Raw genomic sequence first — 16,218 nt, 5'->3', positions numbered from 1 at the left:
GGAACGATCCGAGCTAGAGTACGCGGCTCAGGAACGCCTGCGTCCGCGCACTGCTCGGGTTGTCCAGCACGTCGGCCGGCGTTCCCGACTCGACGACCACTCCCTCGTCCATGAAGACGACCCGGTCGGCCACCTCGCGCGCGAACCCGATCTCGTGGGTCACCACGATCATGGTCAGCCCGTCCTCGGCCAGGCCCTTCATGGTGGCCAGCACCTCGCCGACGAGCTCGGGGTCCAGGGCGCTGGTGGGCTCGTCGAAGAGCATGAGCTTGGGCCGCATCGCCAGCGCCCTGGCGATGGCCACCCGCTGCTGCTGCCCGCCGGACAGCTGGCGCGGGTAGCTGCCCGCCTTGTCCTCCAGGCCGACGCGGCGCAGCAGGGCGTGCGCGCGCTCGCGCACCTGCTCGCGCGGTTCGCCGCGGACGCCGACGGGCGCCTCGATGACGTTCTGCAGCACGGTCATGTGCGGGAAGAGGTTGAACTGCTGGAAGACCATGCCGATCTCCCCGCGCTGCCGGGTGATCTCCTTCTTGCGCAGGTGCCGGACCTTGCCGCCGGACGCCTGGAACCCGATCAGCTCACCGTCCACGTGGATGGCGCCGCCGTCGATGGTCTCCAGGTGGTTCACGCAGCGCAGGAACGTCGACTTGCCGGAGCCGGAAGGACCGAGGACGACCACGACCTCCCCGGCCTGGACGTCGAGGTCGATGCCCTTGAGCACTTCAAGGTGGCCGAAGTGCTTGCGCACGGCGCGGGCGTGCACCATGGGGACGCTGCTCACGAGGTCACCTCCGGGGTACGGCGCCGCCGGAAGGCCGCGAACGCCCAGAAGCCCTGCGGGGCGTGCCTGGTCGCGCCGCGGGCGTAGTGGCGCTCGATGAACGACTGGCCGACGTACAGGATCGAGGTGATCACCAGATACCAGACGCACGCCACGATCAGCAGCGGGATGGTCTGGAAGGTGCGGTTGTAGATGGACTGCACGGTGTAGAGCAGGTCGGCCAGCGCGATGACGCTGACCAGCGACGTGGCCTTCAGCATGCTGATGACCTGGCTGCCGGTCGGCGGGATGATGAAGCGCATCGCCTGGGGCAGCACGATCCTGCGGAAGGTGCGCGCGTCGCTCATGCCGAGCGCGGCGGCGGCCTCGCTCTGGCCGGGGTCCACCGACATGAGGCCGCCGCGGATGATCTCCGCCATGTACGCGCCCTCGTTGAGCCCGAGGCCGAGGATGGCCGCGAGCAGCGGGGTGATGAGCGCGTTGGTGTCGGCGGCGACGAACTCGGGGCCGAACGGGACACCGAAGGAGATCTCCGGCAGCAGGTACGACAGGTTATACCAGAGCACGAGCTGCACCAGCACCGGCGTGCCCCGGAAGAACCAGACGTAGAGCCCGCACGCGCCGCGCGCCACCGGGTTCTCCGACAGCCGGCCGATGGCCAGCAGCACGCCCAGCACGACGCCCACGGCCATGGCGATCACGGTGAGCAGCAGCGTGGTGGCGATGCCCTGGCCGATGAGCTGCGCGTTGACGTAGCGGCCGACCACGTCCCACTGGAAGTTGGGGTTGGTGACCAGCAGGCTGACGAGCTGCGCGGCCAGCACGAGCAGCACGATCGAGGCGACCCAGCGCAGCGGGTGGCGGGTGCGCGCGGCGCCCGCGACGTCGATCTCGGGCAGGACGCTGACAACAGTCGTCTGGTCCGTGCGGGTCATGACGTGGCCAGGTTCACGCCGGCCTGGTCCAGCTTGTTGTCGGAGGTGCCCCACTTGTCCATGATCTTGTCGTACGTGCCGTTCTCGATGAGCTTCTGGAAGCCGTCCCTGAGCACGTCACGCAGCGGCGAGTCCTTGGCCACCACGGCCCCCTGGTAGAGGTCGTCGAACCCGTTGGCCTGCCCCTTGCCGGCCAGCTCCAGCTTTCCGCCGGCCTGGTCCACGAAGTAGGTGAGCGGCGCCTGGGAGGAGAAGAACGCGTCGGCCCGCCCCGAGCTGACCGCCAGCACCGAGGTCGGCTGGTCCTTGTACGACTGCACGGTGATCTTCGGCTTGCCTTGCTTCTCGCACGTGGCGGACTGGCCCTTGATCACGCTCTCGGCGGAGCCACCGGCCATGACCGAGATCTTCAGCCCGCACGTGTCGGCGACCGAGCCGATCTTGTCCGGATTGCCGGCGGGCACGGCGAAGACGACGTACTCCTTGACCCAGTCGACGAAGTCGTTGGCCTTCTGCCGGTCGCGGAAGTCGCCCACGGGGCCGATGGCGAAGTCGTAGCGGCCGGAGGCGATGCCGGTGAGCAAGCTGGGCAGGCCGTCCACGGTGACGTGCTCGATCTTGACGCCGAGCACCTGGCCGAGCGCCTCGGACATGTCGGCGGCGGCGCCGGTCAGCGACCTGCCGTCGGCCCCGGCGATCTCGTACGGCGGGAACGAGCCGTTGTTGACCGACACCAGCTTGCCGGACTGCTTGACCTTGTCGGGCAGCCGATCGTGCAGGCTCTGGTCCTTGCTCTGGGCGGCGGCGCCGGGACCGGCGGGCTCCTGGGAGTTCAGCACCCCCTCGGCCTCCTCCGGGTTGGCGCCGCATCCGGCCAGCGCGAGCACGGCCGCGGACACGGCGGCGGCTAGAGCGGTGGTGCCGCTCCTGCGGGCGGCACTCCCCTTGACGCGTCCTCGCACGGGACGCTGGGGCAGGTCGTGATCAGGCATGTCGCTCCAATCGCGGGTCCACGGCGAAGCGCCGGTTGTCGAGGACGGGCAGGGTGCGGCGGGCACCGGCGAGCTCGCCCGCGTCGGCGTCGGCCCAGAGCAGCCCCGGCGCGTCGCCCAGGCGGGCGCGGGTGATGCCGAGCGGGTCGACGATCATGCTGGCGCCGATGTTGCGCCGGCCGCACTCGCCGGAGGCGGCCACGTAGCAGGTGTTCTCCAGGGCGCGGGCGGTGACCATGACCTCCCAGTGCCATTCCTTGGCCGGGCCGCGCACCCACGCGGCGGGCAGCGCGAGCACCTGGGCGCCCTGGTCGGCCAGCAGCCGGGCCAGCTCGGGGAAGCGCACGTCGTAGCAGGTCATCAGGCCGACCTTCCAGCCGGCGCAGTCGATCACGACGGGCGCGTTCGCGCCGGGGACGACGTTGTCGGACTCGCGGCGGCCGAAGGCGTCGTACAGGTGCAGTTTCACGTACGTGGCGACGATCTCGCCGTCCCTGGCGGCGACGAGGACGTTCGACACCCGGCCGTCCGCCTCCGGCACGTGCACGCCGGCGATCACGGTGGTCGAGGAGCCGCGCGTGCGCTCGACCAGGCCCCTGACGAACGGCCCGTCCAGCGGCTGGGCGGCCTCGCGGATGCGGGCGGGCTCGTCCACGAAGAGGGAGAGCGCGCCCTCGGGCAGGACCAGCAGGTCGGCCCCGCCGGCCGCGGCCGCGTCGATGAGCTCGTGGCAGGTCTTGAGGTTGTCGTTCCAGTCCTCCGCGGAGGCGAACTGTCCGACGGCGATTCTCAGCTGGGTCTTCATGCGGCGAAAACCTCCTCGGCTTCGATCCGGCGGTGGGAGATCCCCTGGGCGTGCAGCTCCTCGCAGAAGGCGGCGACCATGGGGGCGTTCTGGGCGGCGTCGTACGGCATCCAGTCCCGGCCGAAGGTCTCGGCGGTGCCGGCGAGCTCGGCGAGCAGCCACGGCGTGGTGTCGGCGAGCAGCCGCCGGCGCAGCACCCAGTGCCGCTTGGAGCGCTCGAACAGCTCCGTCACGGCCTGCGGCAGCCACGGGTGGCGCTCGACGCTCTCGCGCTTGAGCGTCACCAGGTGGATGCCGGGCACGAAGCCGGTCCGCTGGTAGTAGGCCAGCTCGGCGGCGCGGTGGTCGGGCAGCAGGTGGCGGAAGCGGCTGCCGGGGGTGAAGAACTCCTCCGGCATGAACGGCGTCATGATCGCGTCGTAGTGGCCGTCCGCGAGCCCTTCTGCCAGGCCGTCCCCGGTCACGGAGACGTTGTCGGGGAACGGCACCGGCCCGATCCGGTCCTTGCCGGTCTCGCCCGCCACGAGGGGGCCGACCGTCCAGGTGATGCCGGCGAGATCGACGCCCGCCTCGCGCAGCAGCGCCCTGGTCCAGGTGTTGCCCGAGTCGGGCCAGCCGGTGAGGCCGATCCTGGCGCCCTTGAGCTCCTCCAGCGAGGTCAGCTCGCTGTCGCTCCGTACGAGGACGCACCGGTGCCGGAAGCCGCGCATCACGAAGACCGGCAGCCCCACGAGCCGGTCGTCGCCCGAGGCGCGGCCGAGCACGTACCGGCTGAAGGACGTCTCGCCCCCGTCGAGGCCGGGCTCCTGGAGCACGTCCGGCGTGACGGCGCGGGAGTCGAGGTCCAGCTCGAACCCTTCGGGCCGCACGGCCCCTGTCACGACCGGCACGAGATGGTCCCAGTCCCGCACGGCGAGGCGAATCTTCGCCACCAAATCCCCCAAACAGCCACGAATTGCGATTGATTTCCCGAAACAATATGTTCAGGGACGAAGCCACACAAGAAGATCTTTGTTGCTGAACAAAGATTTACAGGGGGACAAAGTGGACGTCGCTTGGCTGGCGCGGCAGATCGGCGACCCGAGCGCGCGCGGCATCGCCGCCGCGCTCACCGACCTGATCAGGGAGGGCACGGTGACGGCGCAGACCCGCCTGCCGACGGTCCGCGGCCTGGCCAGGGAGCTCGGCGTCAGCTCGGGAACGGTGGCCGAGGCCTGGTCGGAGCTGCGCCGCCACGGCATGATCCGCACCGACCGGCGGCGCGGCACGGTCGTGCTCGGCCCGCCCGACGTGCCCCGCCCGATCCGGTACGAGCGTCTCGGCCACTGGGGCGACCGCCTGGCCATCGATCTGACCATCGCCTCCCCCGACACGGCGCTGCTGCCGCCGCTGGAGGCCGCGCTGGCGGCGGCGGCCGGCGCGCAGGGCCTCAACGACTACGCCCGCGAGACGATCACGCCCCGCCTGCGCGCCGCCGTCGAGCCGGACTGGCCCTTCCCCGCGCGCGGCTGGCTGGCCGTCGGCGGCGGGTACGAGGGCGTCCAGCTGCTCTGCCAGACCACGGCCCTGCCGGGCGACCGGATCGCGATCGAGGAGCCCACCGGGGCCAGGCTCCTGGACATCCTGGAGCGGACCGGCGCGCAGATCATCCCGGTCGCCTGCGACGAGCACGGCCCGATCCCCGCCGCGCTGGCGCAGGCGCTGCGGGCCAGGCCGGTGGCGTTCGTCTACCAGCCGCGCGGCCAGTCGCCCTGCGGCCACGCGGTGACGCGGGAGCGCTCGGCGGAGCTGGCGGCGCTGCTGGAGCCGGCCAAGACGCTCATCGTCGAGGACGACGGGATGGGCGAGCTGTCGGTCTCGCCGATGGTGAGCCTGGGCGCCCGCTTCCCCGACCGTACGGTGCTGGTCCGCTCGTACTCCAAGTCGCACGGCCCCGACCTGCGCATCGCCGTCATCGGTGGGGCGGCGGACGCGGTGGAGCGGGTTCGCGTGCTGCGCAGCTTCGGCACCGGCTGGACCAGCAGGATCCTGCAGGACACGCTGGCCCACCTGCTCGGCGACGCGGACGTGCGCTCACGGGTGGCGCACGCCCGCGAGGTGTACGCGCGCCGCCGCGCCCGCCTGGCCGCCGAGCTGGCCGCACGCGGCGTCCGGACCGGCGGCGGGGACGGACTGGCGCTGTGGGTGCCGGTACGCGACGAACCGGCGGCCCTGGTCACGCTGGCCGCCCACGGGATCTCGGTCGCGCCGGGCAGCCGCTACGTGATCGGCCCCCCGCAACGCCACCACCTGCGGCTGGCCACGGCCCGGCTCACCGACGACCCGGACGATCTGTCCGCGCTGGCCGACGTGATCGCCCTGGCCGCCACGGGCGGTGACCGGGTCAGCCCGTCGCCATGAACGCCCGGCTCATGAGCGCTTGGTCTTGATCCCCGTGATGCGCCGGAACACATCCCACCAGAACGGCGCCCCGAACAGCAGCGCCACGTACGTCAGCAGGAACCCGGGCCAGTGGCTCGGCGTGCTGACCCGCTCCCACCAGACGGCGAAGTTCGCGTGCACGCTCGGGGCGCCCTCGGCCGGGATCGACACGCTGACCATCGCCTGCCCCACCAGCTTGACCAGGGCCGGCTCGCTGAGCACCTCGGTGACGCACGGCACCGGATCGCCCCCCTGACACTTCGCCTGCAACTGGTCGTACGCCTCAGGCCCGGCCACCGCCGTCACCGAGGCGCGGTAGGCGTTGTCGCGCAGCAGCGTCTTGGCGTACTCCAGCCCGTCCATGCTGAACAGCAGCGTCACCACGATGCCGAGCGCCGCCACCACCCACTTGACGTAGCGCTTGTACAGCATGGACAGCCGCTGCATCTCCCCGTCGAACCAGCTCTCCACGCCCTGCCTGAACCGGTCGAGGTCGCCCTGGGCACTCTCCCACACGCCCTTGAGGTGCCCGTACAGGGGGCTGTCGATCTTCCGCAGACCGTCCAGGAACTGCCGCATGTCGCCGTCTCCGGCGGCGGCCAGCTCCATGACGGCCATCGCGAAGCGCGCGGGCGGGATGTCGGCGATGCTGGTCTTGCCGCGCTTGGCGTGGTCGATCTCGCGGACCCGCTCGTAGAGCAGGTTCATCATGGCGCGTCCGGTTCCGGCCTCGGGCACCTCCCCGGCCTTGGCCGGTGACGGGTCGCTGCTGTGCGTGGGGCGCGGGTCGCGCAGGAACGGCAGCACGCTGAACACGCCGGCCGCACCGGCCGGCAGCCACGACCCGGTCTTCTTGTCGGCGCCGTCCATGGTGTCCCTGAGGTAGGCCCACAGGAACTTGCTGCGGATGGCGAACACCCGCACGAAAGCCTCGTTGAGCCCGCTCACCAGCAGTGACAGCAGCAGGAACGCCACCACCAGCCCGAGGGCAAGGTCCACATATACGGATAACACCGCGCATTCATACACCCACGCGGCGTGGTGCCGCAATGCTCAGGCGCCGTAGAACACCCTGTCCACGACCTTCCTGGCCCGCCGCGTCACCCGGCGGTAGTCGTCGAGGAAGTCCTCGGAGCCGTCGGGCGGGTAGCCGAGCGCCTGGGCGATGCGCCTGCGCTCTCCCGAGTCGGCCGGCACGCTGTCGCCGGGGCGCCCCTTGACCAGCATGATCGCGTCACGTACGCGGGAGGCGAAGGTCCAGGCCTCGGCCAGCACCGTCTCGTCGGCCGGGTCGAGCAGCTCCTCCGCCACCGCCGCGCGCAGCGCCTCCAGCGTACGGGTGGTGCGCAGGGACGGCCGCGCGCCGGCGTGACACAGTTGCAGCAGCTGGGCCACCCATTCCACGTCGGACAGCCCGCCGGGGCCGAGCTTGGTGTGCAGCGCGGGGTCGGCGCCGCGCGGCAGGCGCTCGGCCTCCATCCGGGCCTTCAGCCGCCTGATCTCCCTGATCGCGTCGCCGCGCAGCCCGTCGCGCGGGTAACGCAGCTCGTCGATCATAGACGTGAACTCCGCCCCCAGCCGCGCGTCACCCGCCGAGAACCTGGCCCGCAGCAGCGCCTGCGCCTCCCACGGCGACGACCAGCGCGCGTAGTAGGCGCGGTAGGAGGCCAGCGTGCGCACCAGCGGGCCCTGCCGGCCCTCGGGTCGCAGGTCGGGGTCGATGATCAGGGGCGGGTCGGGCGCGGGCAGCGACAGCAGCCGGCGCACCTCGTTGGCCACGGCGTAGGCGGCGTCGGTGGCCTCGCGCTCGTCCACGCCGGGCAGCGGTGAGTGCACGAACATGACGTCGGCGTCGCTGGCGTAGGAGCACTCCATGCCGCCGAGCCGGCCCATGGCGATGATCGCGAACGAGGTGAGACCGGCCGCCCGGCCGAGGGCGGCGTCCAGTGCGGCCTGCAGCGTCACGTCGGCGATCTCCGAGAGCGCGCAGCCGACCGTCTCGATGTCGATGAGGCCGGAGATGTCGGCCACCGCCGTGCGGAACAGCTCCCTGCGGCGCAGCGCCCGCACCGCGGCGACGGCGGTCTCCGGGGCGCCCTCGTGCCGGGAGACCGCGGCCGACGCCTCGCCGAGCAGCGCCTCCTTGCCGCGTACGGCCAGCTCCTCGTCGGAGCCCAGGATCGCGACCGCCTCGGGCGCGTGCATGAGCAGGCCGGTGGCGTAGCGGCTGGTGCCGAGCACGCGGGCCATCCTGGCGGCCACGGCCGTCTCGTCGCGCAGCAGCCGCAGATACCACGGAGTGGTGCCGAGCTTGTCGCTGACCTGCCGGAACCCCAGCAGCGCGGCGTCCGGGTCGGGCGTGTCGGCGAACCAGCCGAGCATGACGGGCAGCAGCGTGCGCTGGATCGCGGCCCGCCTGGAGACCCCGGAGGCGAGACCGGCGATGTGGCGCAGCGCGCCGTTGGGATCGACGTAGCCGAGCGCCTCCAGCCGGGCCGCCGCCGCCGTGGTGGACAGCCGCGCCTCCGACTCCGGCAGCCGCGCCACGGCCTGCAGCAGCGGCCGGTAGAACAGCTTCTCGTGCAGCCGCCGCGCCTCCATCGCGTGCCGCCGCCACCGGGCCGTGAACTCCCCCACCGGGTCGGCCTGCATGCCGAGCGCCCGGCCGAGCCGGCGCAGGTCGTCGGTGTCGGTGGGCACGATGTGGGTGCGCCGCAGCCGGTGCAGCTGGAGCAGGTGCTCGACCTGGCGCAGGAACGTGTACGCCTCCGCCAGCCCCTTGGAGTCCTCGCGCCCCACATAGCCGCCCCGCGACAGCGCGGCCAGCGCGGGAAGCGTGGCCCTGCGGCGCAGCAGCGGATCGAGCCTGCCGTGCACGAGCTGCAGCAGCTGCACCGCGAACTCGATGTCACGCAGCCCGCCGGGGCCCAGCTTGAGCTGGCGTTCGCCCTCGGCGCGCACGTGGGCCTCGACCCGGCGGCGCATCGCCTGCACGTCCTCGACGAAGTGCTCGCGGGTGGCCGCCGTCCACACCATCTCGTTGACCGCCTCGACGTAGGCGGCGCCCAGCTCCAGATCGCCCGCCACCGGCCGGGCCTTGAGCAGCGCCTGGAACTCCCAGGTCTTGGCCCAGCGCCGGTAGTAGGCGAGATGGCTGGCCAGCGTGCGCACCAGCGGCCCCGCTCGGCCCTCGGGGCGCAGCCCGGCGTCCACCTCCCACAGCGAGCCCTCGGGGGTGGTCGCGGTGCAGGCCCGCATCATCGCCTGGGCCAGGCGGGTGGCGGCACGCAGCGCCTTGGCCTCGTCGGCGCCTTCCTTCGGCTCGGCCACGAAGATCACGTCGACGTCGCTGATGTAGTTGAGCTCCCTGGCGCCGCACTTGCCCATGCCGACGACGGCGAGGCGGACGTCGTCGGTCTCGACCTCGGCCCGCGCGATGGCCAGCGCGGCCTCCAGGGCGGCGCCGGCCAGGTCGGACAGCTCGGAGGTGACCTCCGCCAGCGTCGCCTCGCCGGTGAGGTCGCGGGCGGCCAGGTGCGCCAGCCTGCCCCGGTACGCCACCCGCAACGCCACCAGCGCGTCCGCCGCCGAGGCCCGCGGCTCGCCCGCATCTGCGGCGGCTCCTTGGGGGGCGGCCGCTTCCCGGGTGCCTCCGTCCGGTACGGCGCCGACGGCGCGGAGCAGCTCGGGGCCGGGGCCGCCGAGTCGCGGCTCGGTCAGGAGCGCGACCTGGGCGGGGTGGCGTACGAGATGCTCGCCGAGCGCGGCGCTGACACCGAGCACGGCCAGCAGCCTGCGCCTGAGCCCTTCGTCGGCGCGCAGGGCGTCGAGCACGCCGGGGTCGCGCTCGGCGAGCCGGGTCAGGGAGGCCAGCGCCAGATCGGGATCGGCGACGTCCACCAGCTGGTCGAGGACGTCGTCGAGATCGACCGCGGACTGGCGGACGAGCTGGGCAGCCCTGGCGCCGTCGGCGAAGCCGAGCTTGGCGAGCCGCGCGGCGGTGGATTCGATCCTGGGCACCTCTCCATCTTGACAGCTCTCTCCCGCGCGGCCGTAGCATGAGAACGCAACGTTGCGTTGCGTTTCGCGAAGGGCGGGATCGATGACGGAGCGGGAAACAGCCGGCCGGGTGCCGGCGGCGGTCGCGTGGGGGCTGCTGGCCGCATGGACGGTGCACGACGCCGAGGAACTGGCCACGATGGCGCGCTGGACCCGCACGGCCCGGCCCCGCCTGGAGGAACGCCTCCCCGGCGTGCCGTGGGAACGGCTGGAGGTCTCGCAGCGGCACGTGAACGTGGCCATCGGGCTGATGGGTGGGGTGATGGCGGGGGCGGCGACACTCGGGGCGCGCACGGGCGGACGCAGTGCGGTGTTCCAGGCGGCACTGGCCGGCTTCGGCGCGCACGGGGTGCTGCACCTGGCTCAGGCGGCACTGTTCCGCGGCTACACGCCCGGGGCGGCGACCGCGCCCGTCGTCGTGCTCCCGTACACGGTGTGGGCGTGGCGGCGACTCCGGGCATCAGGGGTGCCGATGCGGCCGGGGTACGGCGGTGTGGTGGCGCTCCCGCTGATCATGGCCGGCGTGCACATCCTGGCCCACGCCCTCGCCGGCCGCCACCGGAAGAACGGCCACGAACGGGGGCGCGGGGCCTGGCTCCCGCGCGGACGCCGGACCGAAGCCGGGAGCGGGCTCCGGTGAGGCGTCAGGCGCGGGCGGAGGTTCTGACGACGTCGGCGAAGGCTCGTGCGACCGGCCGCCAGGTCGACACCAGCGCGCCCTCGGCGGCCTTGACCTCGGCGTTCAGCTCCTCGGCCGTGTCCAGGGGCGGCTCTGCCGTCCACGAGGCGAAGATCTCGGGCGTGGCCTCGGGGTGGAACTGCACCGCCCAGGCCGCAGGGCCGAGCCGATAAGCCTGGTTCCGGTACGGGTCGCCGGTCATCAGCGGCACCGCGCCTTCGGGCAGCCGGGTGATGGCGTCCTGGTGGTACTGGATCGCCACGGCCCGGCCGACGCCCGACAGCAGCCGGTCGGAGGCGGCGGCGGGCAGGGCGACGACCTCGCGCGCGCCCACCTCCACGCCGTGCGCCCCGCGCTCCACCGTGCCGCCGCAGGCCATGGTGAGCAGTTGCGCGCCCAGGCAGACGGCGAGCGTGGGCGTGGCGTCGTCCACGGCCCGGCGCAGCAGGTCGCGGGTGGCCGGCTGCCAGGGGCTGCGCTCGTCCTCCCAGGCCGCGGCGGCGCCCCCGAGCACGATCAGCCCGTCCGCCGCCCGTTCGGGCACCTCCTCCCCCAGGTACGGCCGCACGACCTCGCAGGCCAGTCCCAGCCAGCCGGCCAGGTACCCCAGCCCGGCCTCGGCCTCGTGTTCGATGACGGTGATCCGCATATCACCCATTATCCGGCTATTCGTCCCAGCTGAGCTGCGCCTAAGCTCCGACCATGAGCGTCGAATTCGATGAGGCCGGCGGCCTGCGGATCGCCACCTTCGGCACCGGGCCACGCAAGATCATCGCCGTGCACGGGATCACCGCCTCGCTGATGGCCTGGGGCGCGGTCGGCCGGCGGCTGCCCGACGGCTGGTCCCTGGTCGCGATGGACCTGCGCGGGCGCGGCCACAGCGCCTCCCTGCCCGGCCCGTACGGGCTCGACCGGCACGCCGAGGACGTGCTGCGGGTGGCCGAGCACGTCAAGGCGGGCCCCGACGCGGTGCTGACCGGGCACTCCATGGGGGCGTACGTGGCGGCGCTGGCCGGTGCACGGCGCGACTTCGCCCGGATCGTGCTGGTGGACGGCGGCTTGCCACTGCCGCCGTTGCCCGAGGGGATGGACGCCGACGCGGCCACGGAGGCCACGCTGGGCCCGGCGCTGGAGCGGCTGCGGCGGACGTATCCGTCGGCGGAGGCGTACGTGGACTTCTTCAAGGCGCATCCGGCCTTCGCCGGGAACTGGAACGCCGACGTGGAGGCGTACGTACGCTACGACCTGACCGGGCCGGACGGAGCCCTGCGCTCGCGCGCGGTCGGGGAGGCGGTGCTGGAGGACGGGCGCTGGCTGCGCCTGGAGCCGGACCGGATCGCCGCCGCGCTGGAGGCGATCACCTCGCCGCTGCGCCTGCTGCGGGCCCCGCGCGGGCTGCTCGACCAGGACACCGGCCTGCTGCCCGACGACCTGGCCCTGCCGTGGGCCGCCCGGCTGCCCGGGCTGCGCGACGAGCTGGTGCCGGACTGCAACCACTACACGATCCTGTTCGACGAACGCTGCGTCGCGACCGTCGTGAACCACCTCACCGCCCCCGAGTGACCCCCTCACGGAACGGCGAAGGCCCCGGACCAACGTTCGGTCGGGGGCCTTCGGAAGTCCGGGCTAGCGTGGAGCGATCCAGGTGGCGCGCGCGGCGGCGACCAGGGTGCCGTCAGCCTCGTAGATGGCGCTCTGGCCGAACATCTTGCGGCCGTCGCGGCCGGTCGGGCGGGCGACCACCGAGTAGCGCCCGCCGGGCAGGACCGTGCGGTGGATCTGCACGACCAGCCGGCCGAGCAGGGCGCTCTCGCCCGGGCCGAAGTGGGCCCAGCCGGAGATGCAGTCGAGCACCGCGCCGACGATCGAGGCGGGCACGCCGTCCTCGCCCGCCACCGTGTGCGGCACCACCCAGCCGGCCGCGACCAGGTCCGTGCCCTCCACGGGGCCGGGGAAGATGCGCAGGCCGTCGCCCGGCTCGCGCAGACCGCAGGCGAAGCACTCGGCGAACGGGTGGGCCTTCAGCCCCGCGAACCCGGCCTCGGCGCGGGCGGCGTCGTTGAACGGCACGAACGCCGGCCCCTCCAGGTCCTCGGCCACCGGGATGGCCTCGACCAGCAGCTTGTCGCCGTGGGACAGGGACACGGTGTTGGCCACGTGTTCCAGCCGCAGCTCGGTCTCCAGCGGCGTGGGGGCGTGGAGGGTGACCTCGACGGCTGATCGACCACCGTTCAGCGCCTCGGCCATGGTGCCCGCGATCCACCCGCCGTTGGCGAGACCCACGGGACCACGGTAGCGCTCGGGAACGGTCAACACGGTCTGCAGGGCAGCCGTCGTCATGCCACACCCTCCTATATCGCCACACACGGCGAAAAGTCCGGAAATATCATAAAGAGCAGACCGATTTTACTGGACGCCCGGTTTCCCGGAGGCGTGGGGGTCCGGCGGTTGCTCCGTACAGCTCCATAACGCCTCGAAGGGGCTCGGAACTTCCCTCACCCGGGCATCACGACGCTAGGCGTCCCACATCGCTGGGATGTGACTCGGGGGTCAGAAGCAACGAAAATCGGCCTCACTCCGAAGTGCTCGGGGAGTGAGGCCGATCAAGGCGTTGGCAGTACCTTAACGGGGTTTCCCACGTCTCGCGACCAATCCCCCGATACTCCCGTCCCGATCGCCACGGCACCCGGCGCAGGGAGGCCGTGACCGGAACGGAACGGTCGAATATCGGCTTCCGCGCGCGTTCGCGGCCCGCCTCGGGGAGGCTGGAACCGCACACGCCTTATGCTGACGCGGCTGGGCGGACGAGAAGGCGAGTTGCGGGGGTGAGTCTGTGCCGGGGGCGAGGTTGCGGTTCCCGCCCGGATCCCTGGTCATCCTGACCGGGCTGCCGGGCGCGGGGAAGACGACGCTGCTGCGCCGCCTGTACGGGCTGCACGGCGCCGAGAGCGTCCCCCTCATGGCCGGCACGGTCGCGGTGATCGACTCCGCGCAGTCGAAGCACCACTGGCACGGCCGGCTCGTCTGGGCCCCCTATCCGCTGCGCCGCGCCGTGGTGTTCGTCACCCATGTCGGCCGCATCAGGCGGGCCCTGCTCGCGGGTCACTCGGTCGTCGCCCACAACCGGGGCTGCGGGGCGTACGTGCTGCGGGGCTTCGCCTGGCTGGCGCGCAGGCACGGCGCGGACTTCCACCTGCTGCTGCTGGACGCGCCGCCGGAGGCGGCGCTCGCGGGCCAGCGGGAGCGGGGCCGGGTGGTGGCGCCGCGCACGTTCGCACGCCACCGGCGCAGCTGGGAGCTGCTGATGACCCGGGTCAGAAGCGGCGACCCGGCGCCCGCGTCGGGGGCCCGCGTCGTCGACCGGGCGCAGGCCGCCCAGCTGCGGGCCATCGTCTTCGAGCCGGCCCCGGCCGAGCCCGCGCGGCCCCCGATCGCGCCCCCGATCGCGCCCTCGGTCAGGCCCCCGATCAGACCTCAGAGCACCGGCAGGTAGCGGCCCAGCTCGAACTCGGTCACGTGGCGGCGGTATTCGCGCCACTCGCTGCGCTTGTTGCGCAGGAAGAAGTCGAAGACGTGCTCGCCCAGCGTCTCGGCCACGAGTTCGCTGCGCTCCATGACCTCGATCGCGTCGTTGAGCGAGCCGGGCAGCGGCTGGATGCCGAGCGCCCGGCGTTCGGCGCTGGTCAGGGTCCAGACGTTGTCCTCGGCGGCGGCGGGCAGCTCGTAGCTCTCCTCGATGCCCTTGAGCCCGGCCGCCAGGATCAGCGCGAAGGCCAGGTAGGGGTTGCAGGCCGAGTCGAGCGAGCGGAACTCGATGCGGGTCGAGCCGCCCTTGTGCGGCTTGTACATCGGCACCCTGACCAGCGCGGAGCGGTTGTTGTGGCCCCAGCACACGTAGGAGGGGGCCTCGCCGCCCTGGCCCGCGATGGCCTCGGCGCCGCCCCAGAGCCGCTTGTAGGAGTTGACCCACTGGTTGGTGATGGCCGTGATCTCGGCGGCGTGCCTGAGCAGGCCGGCGATGAAGGAACGCCCGATCTTGGACAGCCGGTAGTCGGAGCCGGCCTCGTAGAAGGCGTTTCTGTCGCCCTCGAACAGCGACATGTGCGTGTGCATGCCGGAGCCGGGGTGCTCGGTGAACGGCTTGGGCATGAACGAGGCCCAGATGCCCTGCTCCAGCGCGACCTCCTTCATGACCAGGCGGAAGGTCATGATGTTGTCGGCCGTGGTGAGCGCGTCGGCGTAACGCAGGTCGATCTCCTGCTGGCCGGGCGCGCCCTCGTGGTGGCTGAACTCGACGGAGATGCCCATCGACTCCAGCATCATGATCGCCTGGCGGCGGAAGTCGTGGCCGGAGCTGTGGGGCGTGTGGTCGAAGTAGCCGCCGGAGTCGATCGGCTCGGGCCGCTCACCGGGCTCGGGCCGGTTCTTCAGCAGGAAGAACTCGATCTCGGGGTGGGTGTAGAAGGTGAAGCCCATGTCGGCGCACTTGGCGAGGGTGCGTTTGAGCACCCAGCGCGGGTCGGCGTGCGACGGTGAGCCGTCGGGCATGAGGATGTCGCAGAAGATGCGCGCCGCGCCCGGCGTCTCGCTGCGCCAGGGCAGGATCTGGAACGTGGCCGGATCGGGCTTGGCCAGCATGTCGGACTCGTAGACCCGGGCGAAGCCCTCGATCGCGGAGCCGTCGAACCCGATGCCCTCGGCGAAGGCCCCTTCGAGCTCGGCCGGCGCGATGGCCACGGACTTGAGGAAGCCGAGCACGTCTGTGAACCACAGCCGGATGAACCGGATGTCGCGTTCCTCGAGCGTGCGGAGCACGAACTCCTGCTGGCGGTCCACAGCATCCCCTCGTTTGAACTGACAGTACAGGCTATATACCAGCATGCCGTGCCCGTGTTTCGCACACGTTACGGGGGGTGCCGGTGCGAGCCTCGCTGACAAAGCCCCCCGCCCCGACTTACTGTGATCACGCAGTCAGTCTCGGGGGAGGCATTGGTGGCTATCGACCTGCTCAATCACAAGCTCGATCGGGCGTTCGACCACATCGACGCGACCGGAAACGGCGTCGTCGAGCGTGAGGACCTGCTGGGGCTGGGCGCGCGCATCCTGGTGGGCTTCGGGGAGTCCCCCACTTCGGTCACCGGGGCGAGCCTCGTGGACAGCTTCGACGGCATCTGGTCCACCCTGTCGGAGGCGCTGGAGCGCGACGGCGACTCCGGCATCACGCGCCCGGACTTCCTGCGGGGGATGACGGCGGCGTTCGTCACAGGCGACCGGTACGACCCGGTGTTCAAGCCGGCCACGCTGGCGGTGGCCGAGCTGTGCGACGCCGACGGCGACGGGCGGATCGGGCCGGCCGAGTTCCGGACGATGCTGTGCGCGTTCGGCGTGGCCTACGACGACGTGGACGAGGCGTTCGACCGGCTCGACCGGGAGGGCAGGGGCGCGCTCACCGTGGACGAGCTGGTCCTGGCCGCCGCCGACTACTACCGCAGCGACGACCCCAACGCCGCGGGCAACTGGCTCTACGGGCCCCTGTGAAGCACCCA

At 72.3% G+C, this 16,218-nt stretch carries 15 protein-coding genes; 5 read left to right on the top strand and 10 right to left on the bottom strand.

Annotation, left to right across the window (positions count from 1 at the left end):
* Positions 1 to 13: 13 nt before the first annotated feature.
* From AB0C27_RS32575 to AB0C27_RS32555, 5 genes are read right to left on the bottom strand one after another with little or no spacing between them, the layout of a single operon-like run.
* The gene (locus AB0C27_RS32575; RefSeq protein ID WP_357852480.1) at positions 14 to 766 is read right to left on the bottom strand and encodes an amino acid ABC transporter ATP-binding protein; all 753 of its coding nucleotides are present in this window, start codon (positions 764 to 766) and stop codon (positions 14 to 16) included.
* Positions 767 to 777: 11 nt separating this feature from the next.
* Positions 778 to 1,716: an amino acid ABC transporter permease gene (locus AB0C27_RS32570; RefSeq protein ID WP_357851749.1), complete on the bottom strand. Its 939-nt coding sequence runs from the start codon at positions 1,714 to 1,716 to the stop codon at positions 778 to 780.
* On the bottom strand, positions 1,713 to 2,708 hold the full coding sequence (locus AB0C27_RS32565) for an ABC transporter substrate-binding protein (RefSeq protein ID WP_357851746.1): 996 nt from the start codon (positions 2,706 to 2,708) through the stop codon (positions 1,713 to 1,715). Before AB0C27_RS32565 ends, AB0C27_RS32570 begins: the two co-directional genes overlap by 4 nt.
* A complete protein-coding gene (locus AB0C27_RS32560) occupies positions 2,701 to 3,513 on the bottom strand; it encodes a deaminated glutathione amidase (RefSeq protein ID WP_357851743.1) in 813 nt (270 codons plus the stop codon). The genes AB0C27_RS32565 and AB0C27_RS32560 overlap by 8 nt, the downstream gene beginning before the upstream one ends.
* Positions 3,510 to 4,445: a hypothetical protein gene (locus AB0C27_RS32555; protein WP_357851740.1), complete on the bottom strand. Its 936-nt coding sequence runs from the start codon at positions 4,443 to 4,445 to the stop codon at positions 3,510 to 3,512. Before AB0C27_RS32555 ends, AB0C27_RS32560 begins: the two co-directional genes overlap by 4 nt.
* A gap of 112 nt (positions 4,446 to 4,557) precedes the next feature.
* On the opposite strand from AB0C27_RS32555, the gene AB0C27_RS32550 reads away from it, so the two are divergent.
* Complete coding sequence (locus AB0C27_RS32550; RefSeq protein WP_357851737.1) at positions 4,558 to 5,913, top strand: PLP-dependent aminotransferase family protein; 1,356 nt, start codon at positions 4,558 to 4,560, stop codon at positions 5,911 to 5,913.
* A 9-nt stretch (positions 5,914 to 5,922) separates the two neighbouring features.
* Here AB0C27_RS32550 and AB0C27_RS32545 read toward each other — a convergent pair whose 3' ends face one another.
* Complete coding sequence (locus AB0C27_RS32545; RefSeq protein WP_357851734.1) at positions 5,923 to 6,933, bottom strand: hypothetical protein; 1,011 nt, start codon at positions 6,931 to 6,933, stop codon at positions 5,923 to 5,925.
* Between the two features lie 54 nt (positions 6,934 to 6,987).
* Positions 6,988 to 9,954, bottom strand: a complete 2,967-nt coding sequence (locus AB0C27_RS32540; RefSeq protein ID WP_357851731.1) for a bifunctional [glutamine synthetase] adenylyltransferase/[glutamine synthetase]-adenylyl-L-tyrosine phosphorylase — start codon at positions 9,952 to 9,954, stop codon at positions 6,988 to 6,990.
* 82 nt (positions 9,955 to 10,036) lie between these two features.
* Between AB0C27_RS32540 and AB0C27_RS32535 the strand changes: the two genes are divergently transcribed.
* Positions 10,037 to 10,633 (top strand): HXXEE domain-containing protein, encoded by a 597-nt coding sequence (locus AB0C27_RS32535; RefSeq protein WP_357851728.1) that lies wholly within the window; start codon positions 10,037 to 10,039, stop codon positions 10,631 to 10,633.
* 4 nt (positions 10,634 to 10,637) lie between these two features.
* On the opposite strand, the gene AB0C27_RS32530 is transcribed toward AB0C27_RS32535, so the two are convergent.
* On the bottom strand, positions 10,638 to 11,321 hold the full coding sequence (locus tag AB0C27_RS32530) for a type 1 glutamine amidotransferase (protein WP_357851725.1): 684 nt from the start codon (positions 11,319 to 11,321) through the stop codon (positions 10,638 to 10,640).
* A gap of 53 nt (positions 11,322 to 11,374) precedes the next feature.
* Here AB0C27_RS32530 and AB0C27_RS32525 point away from each other — a divergent pair, with 53 nt between their 5' ends.
* Positions 11,375 to 12,235, top strand: coding sequence for an alpha/beta hydrolase (locus AB0C27_RS32525; protein ID WP_357851722.1), 861 nt, complete (start codon positions 11,375 to 11,377; stop codon positions 12,233 to 12,235).
* A gap of 63 nt (positions 12,236 to 12,298) precedes the next feature.
* Here AB0C27_RS32525 and AB0C27_RS32520 read toward each other — a convergent pair whose 3' ends face one another.
* The gene (locus AB0C27_RS32520) at positions 12,299 to 13,012 is read right to left on the bottom strand and encodes a hypothetical protein (RefSeq protein ID WP_357851719.1); all 714 of its coding nucleotides are present in this window, start codon (positions 13,010 to 13,012) and stop codon (positions 12,299 to 12,301) included.
* 493 nt (positions 13,013 to 13,505) lie between these two features.
* Here AB0C27_RS32520 and AB0C27_RS32515 point away from each other — a divergent pair, with 493 nt between their 5' ends.
* Entirely contained in the window at positions 13,506 to 14,165 is a 660-nt protein-coding gene (locus tag AB0C27_RS32515; RefSeq protein WP_357851717.1) for an AAA family ATPase, read from the top strand.
* Here AB0C27_RS32515 and AB0C27_RS32510 read toward each other — a convergent pair.
* Positions 14,147 to 15,508, bottom strand: a complete 1,362-nt coding sequence (locus AB0C27_RS32510) for a glutamine synthetase family protein (protein WP_357851714.1) — start codon at positions 15,506 to 15,508, stop codon at positions 14,147 to 14,149. The two genes, AB0C27_RS32515 and AB0C27_RS32510, sit on opposite strands and share 19 nt — an antisense overlap.
* Positions 15,509 to 15,664: 156 nt before the next feature.
* Here AB0C27_RS32510 and AB0C27_RS32505 point away from each other — a divergent pair, with 156 nt between their 5' ends.
* Positions 15,665 to 16,210: a hypothetical protein gene (locus AB0C27_RS32505; RefSeq protein WP_346109768.1), complete on the top strand. Its 546-nt coding sequence runs from the start codon at positions 15,665 to 15,667 to the stop codon at positions 16,208 to 16,210.
* Positions 16,211 to 16,218 lie beyond the last annotated feature (8 nt).

It is taken from the genome of Nonomuraea sp. NPDC048882 (assembly GCF_040649755.1).
In the GTDB taxonomy this organism is placed as follows: domain Bacteria; phylum Actinomycetota; class Actinomycetes; order Streptosporangiales; family Streptosporangiaceae; genus Nonomuraea; species Nonomuraea maheshkhaliensis.
This window is presented reverse-complemented; position numbering and strand designations above follow the sequence as displayed.

Bases quoted from the DNA above. Each gene is read 5' to 3' on its own strand.
- AB0C27_RS32565 (WP_357851746.1), bottom strand. From the start codon at position 2,708: ATGCCTGATCACGACCTGCCCCAGCGTCCCGTGCGAGGACGCGTCAAG.
- AB0C27_RS32570 (WP_357851749.1), bottom strand. From the start codon at position 1,716: ATGACCCGCACGGACCAGACGACTGTTGTCAGCGTCCTGCCCGAGATC.
- AB0C27_RS32535 (WP_357851728.1), top strand. From the start codon at position 10,037: ATGACGGAGCGGGAAACAGCCGGCCGGGTGCCGGCGGCGGTCGCGTGG.
- AB0C27_RS32530 (WP_357851725.1), bottom strand. From the start codon at position 11,321: ATGCGGATCACCGTCATCGAACACGAGGCCGAGGCCGGGCTGGGGTAC.
- AB0C27_RS32525 (WP_357851722.1), top strand. From the start codon at position 11,375: ATGAGCGTCGAATTCGATGAGGCCGGCGGCCTGCGGATCGCCACCTTC.
- AB0C27_RS32575 (WP_357852480.1), bottom strand. From the start codon at position 766: ATGGTGCACGCCCGCGCCGTGCGCAAGCACTTCGGCCACCTTGAAGTG.
- AB0C27_RS32520 (WP_357851719.1), bottom strand. From the start codon at position 13,012: ATGACGACGGCTGCCCTGCAGACCGTGTTGACCGTTCCCGAGCGCTAC.
- AB0C27_RS32560 (WP_357851743.1), bottom strand. From the start codon at position 3,513: ATGAAGACCCAGCTGAGAATCGCCGTCGGACAGTTCGCCTCCGCGGAG.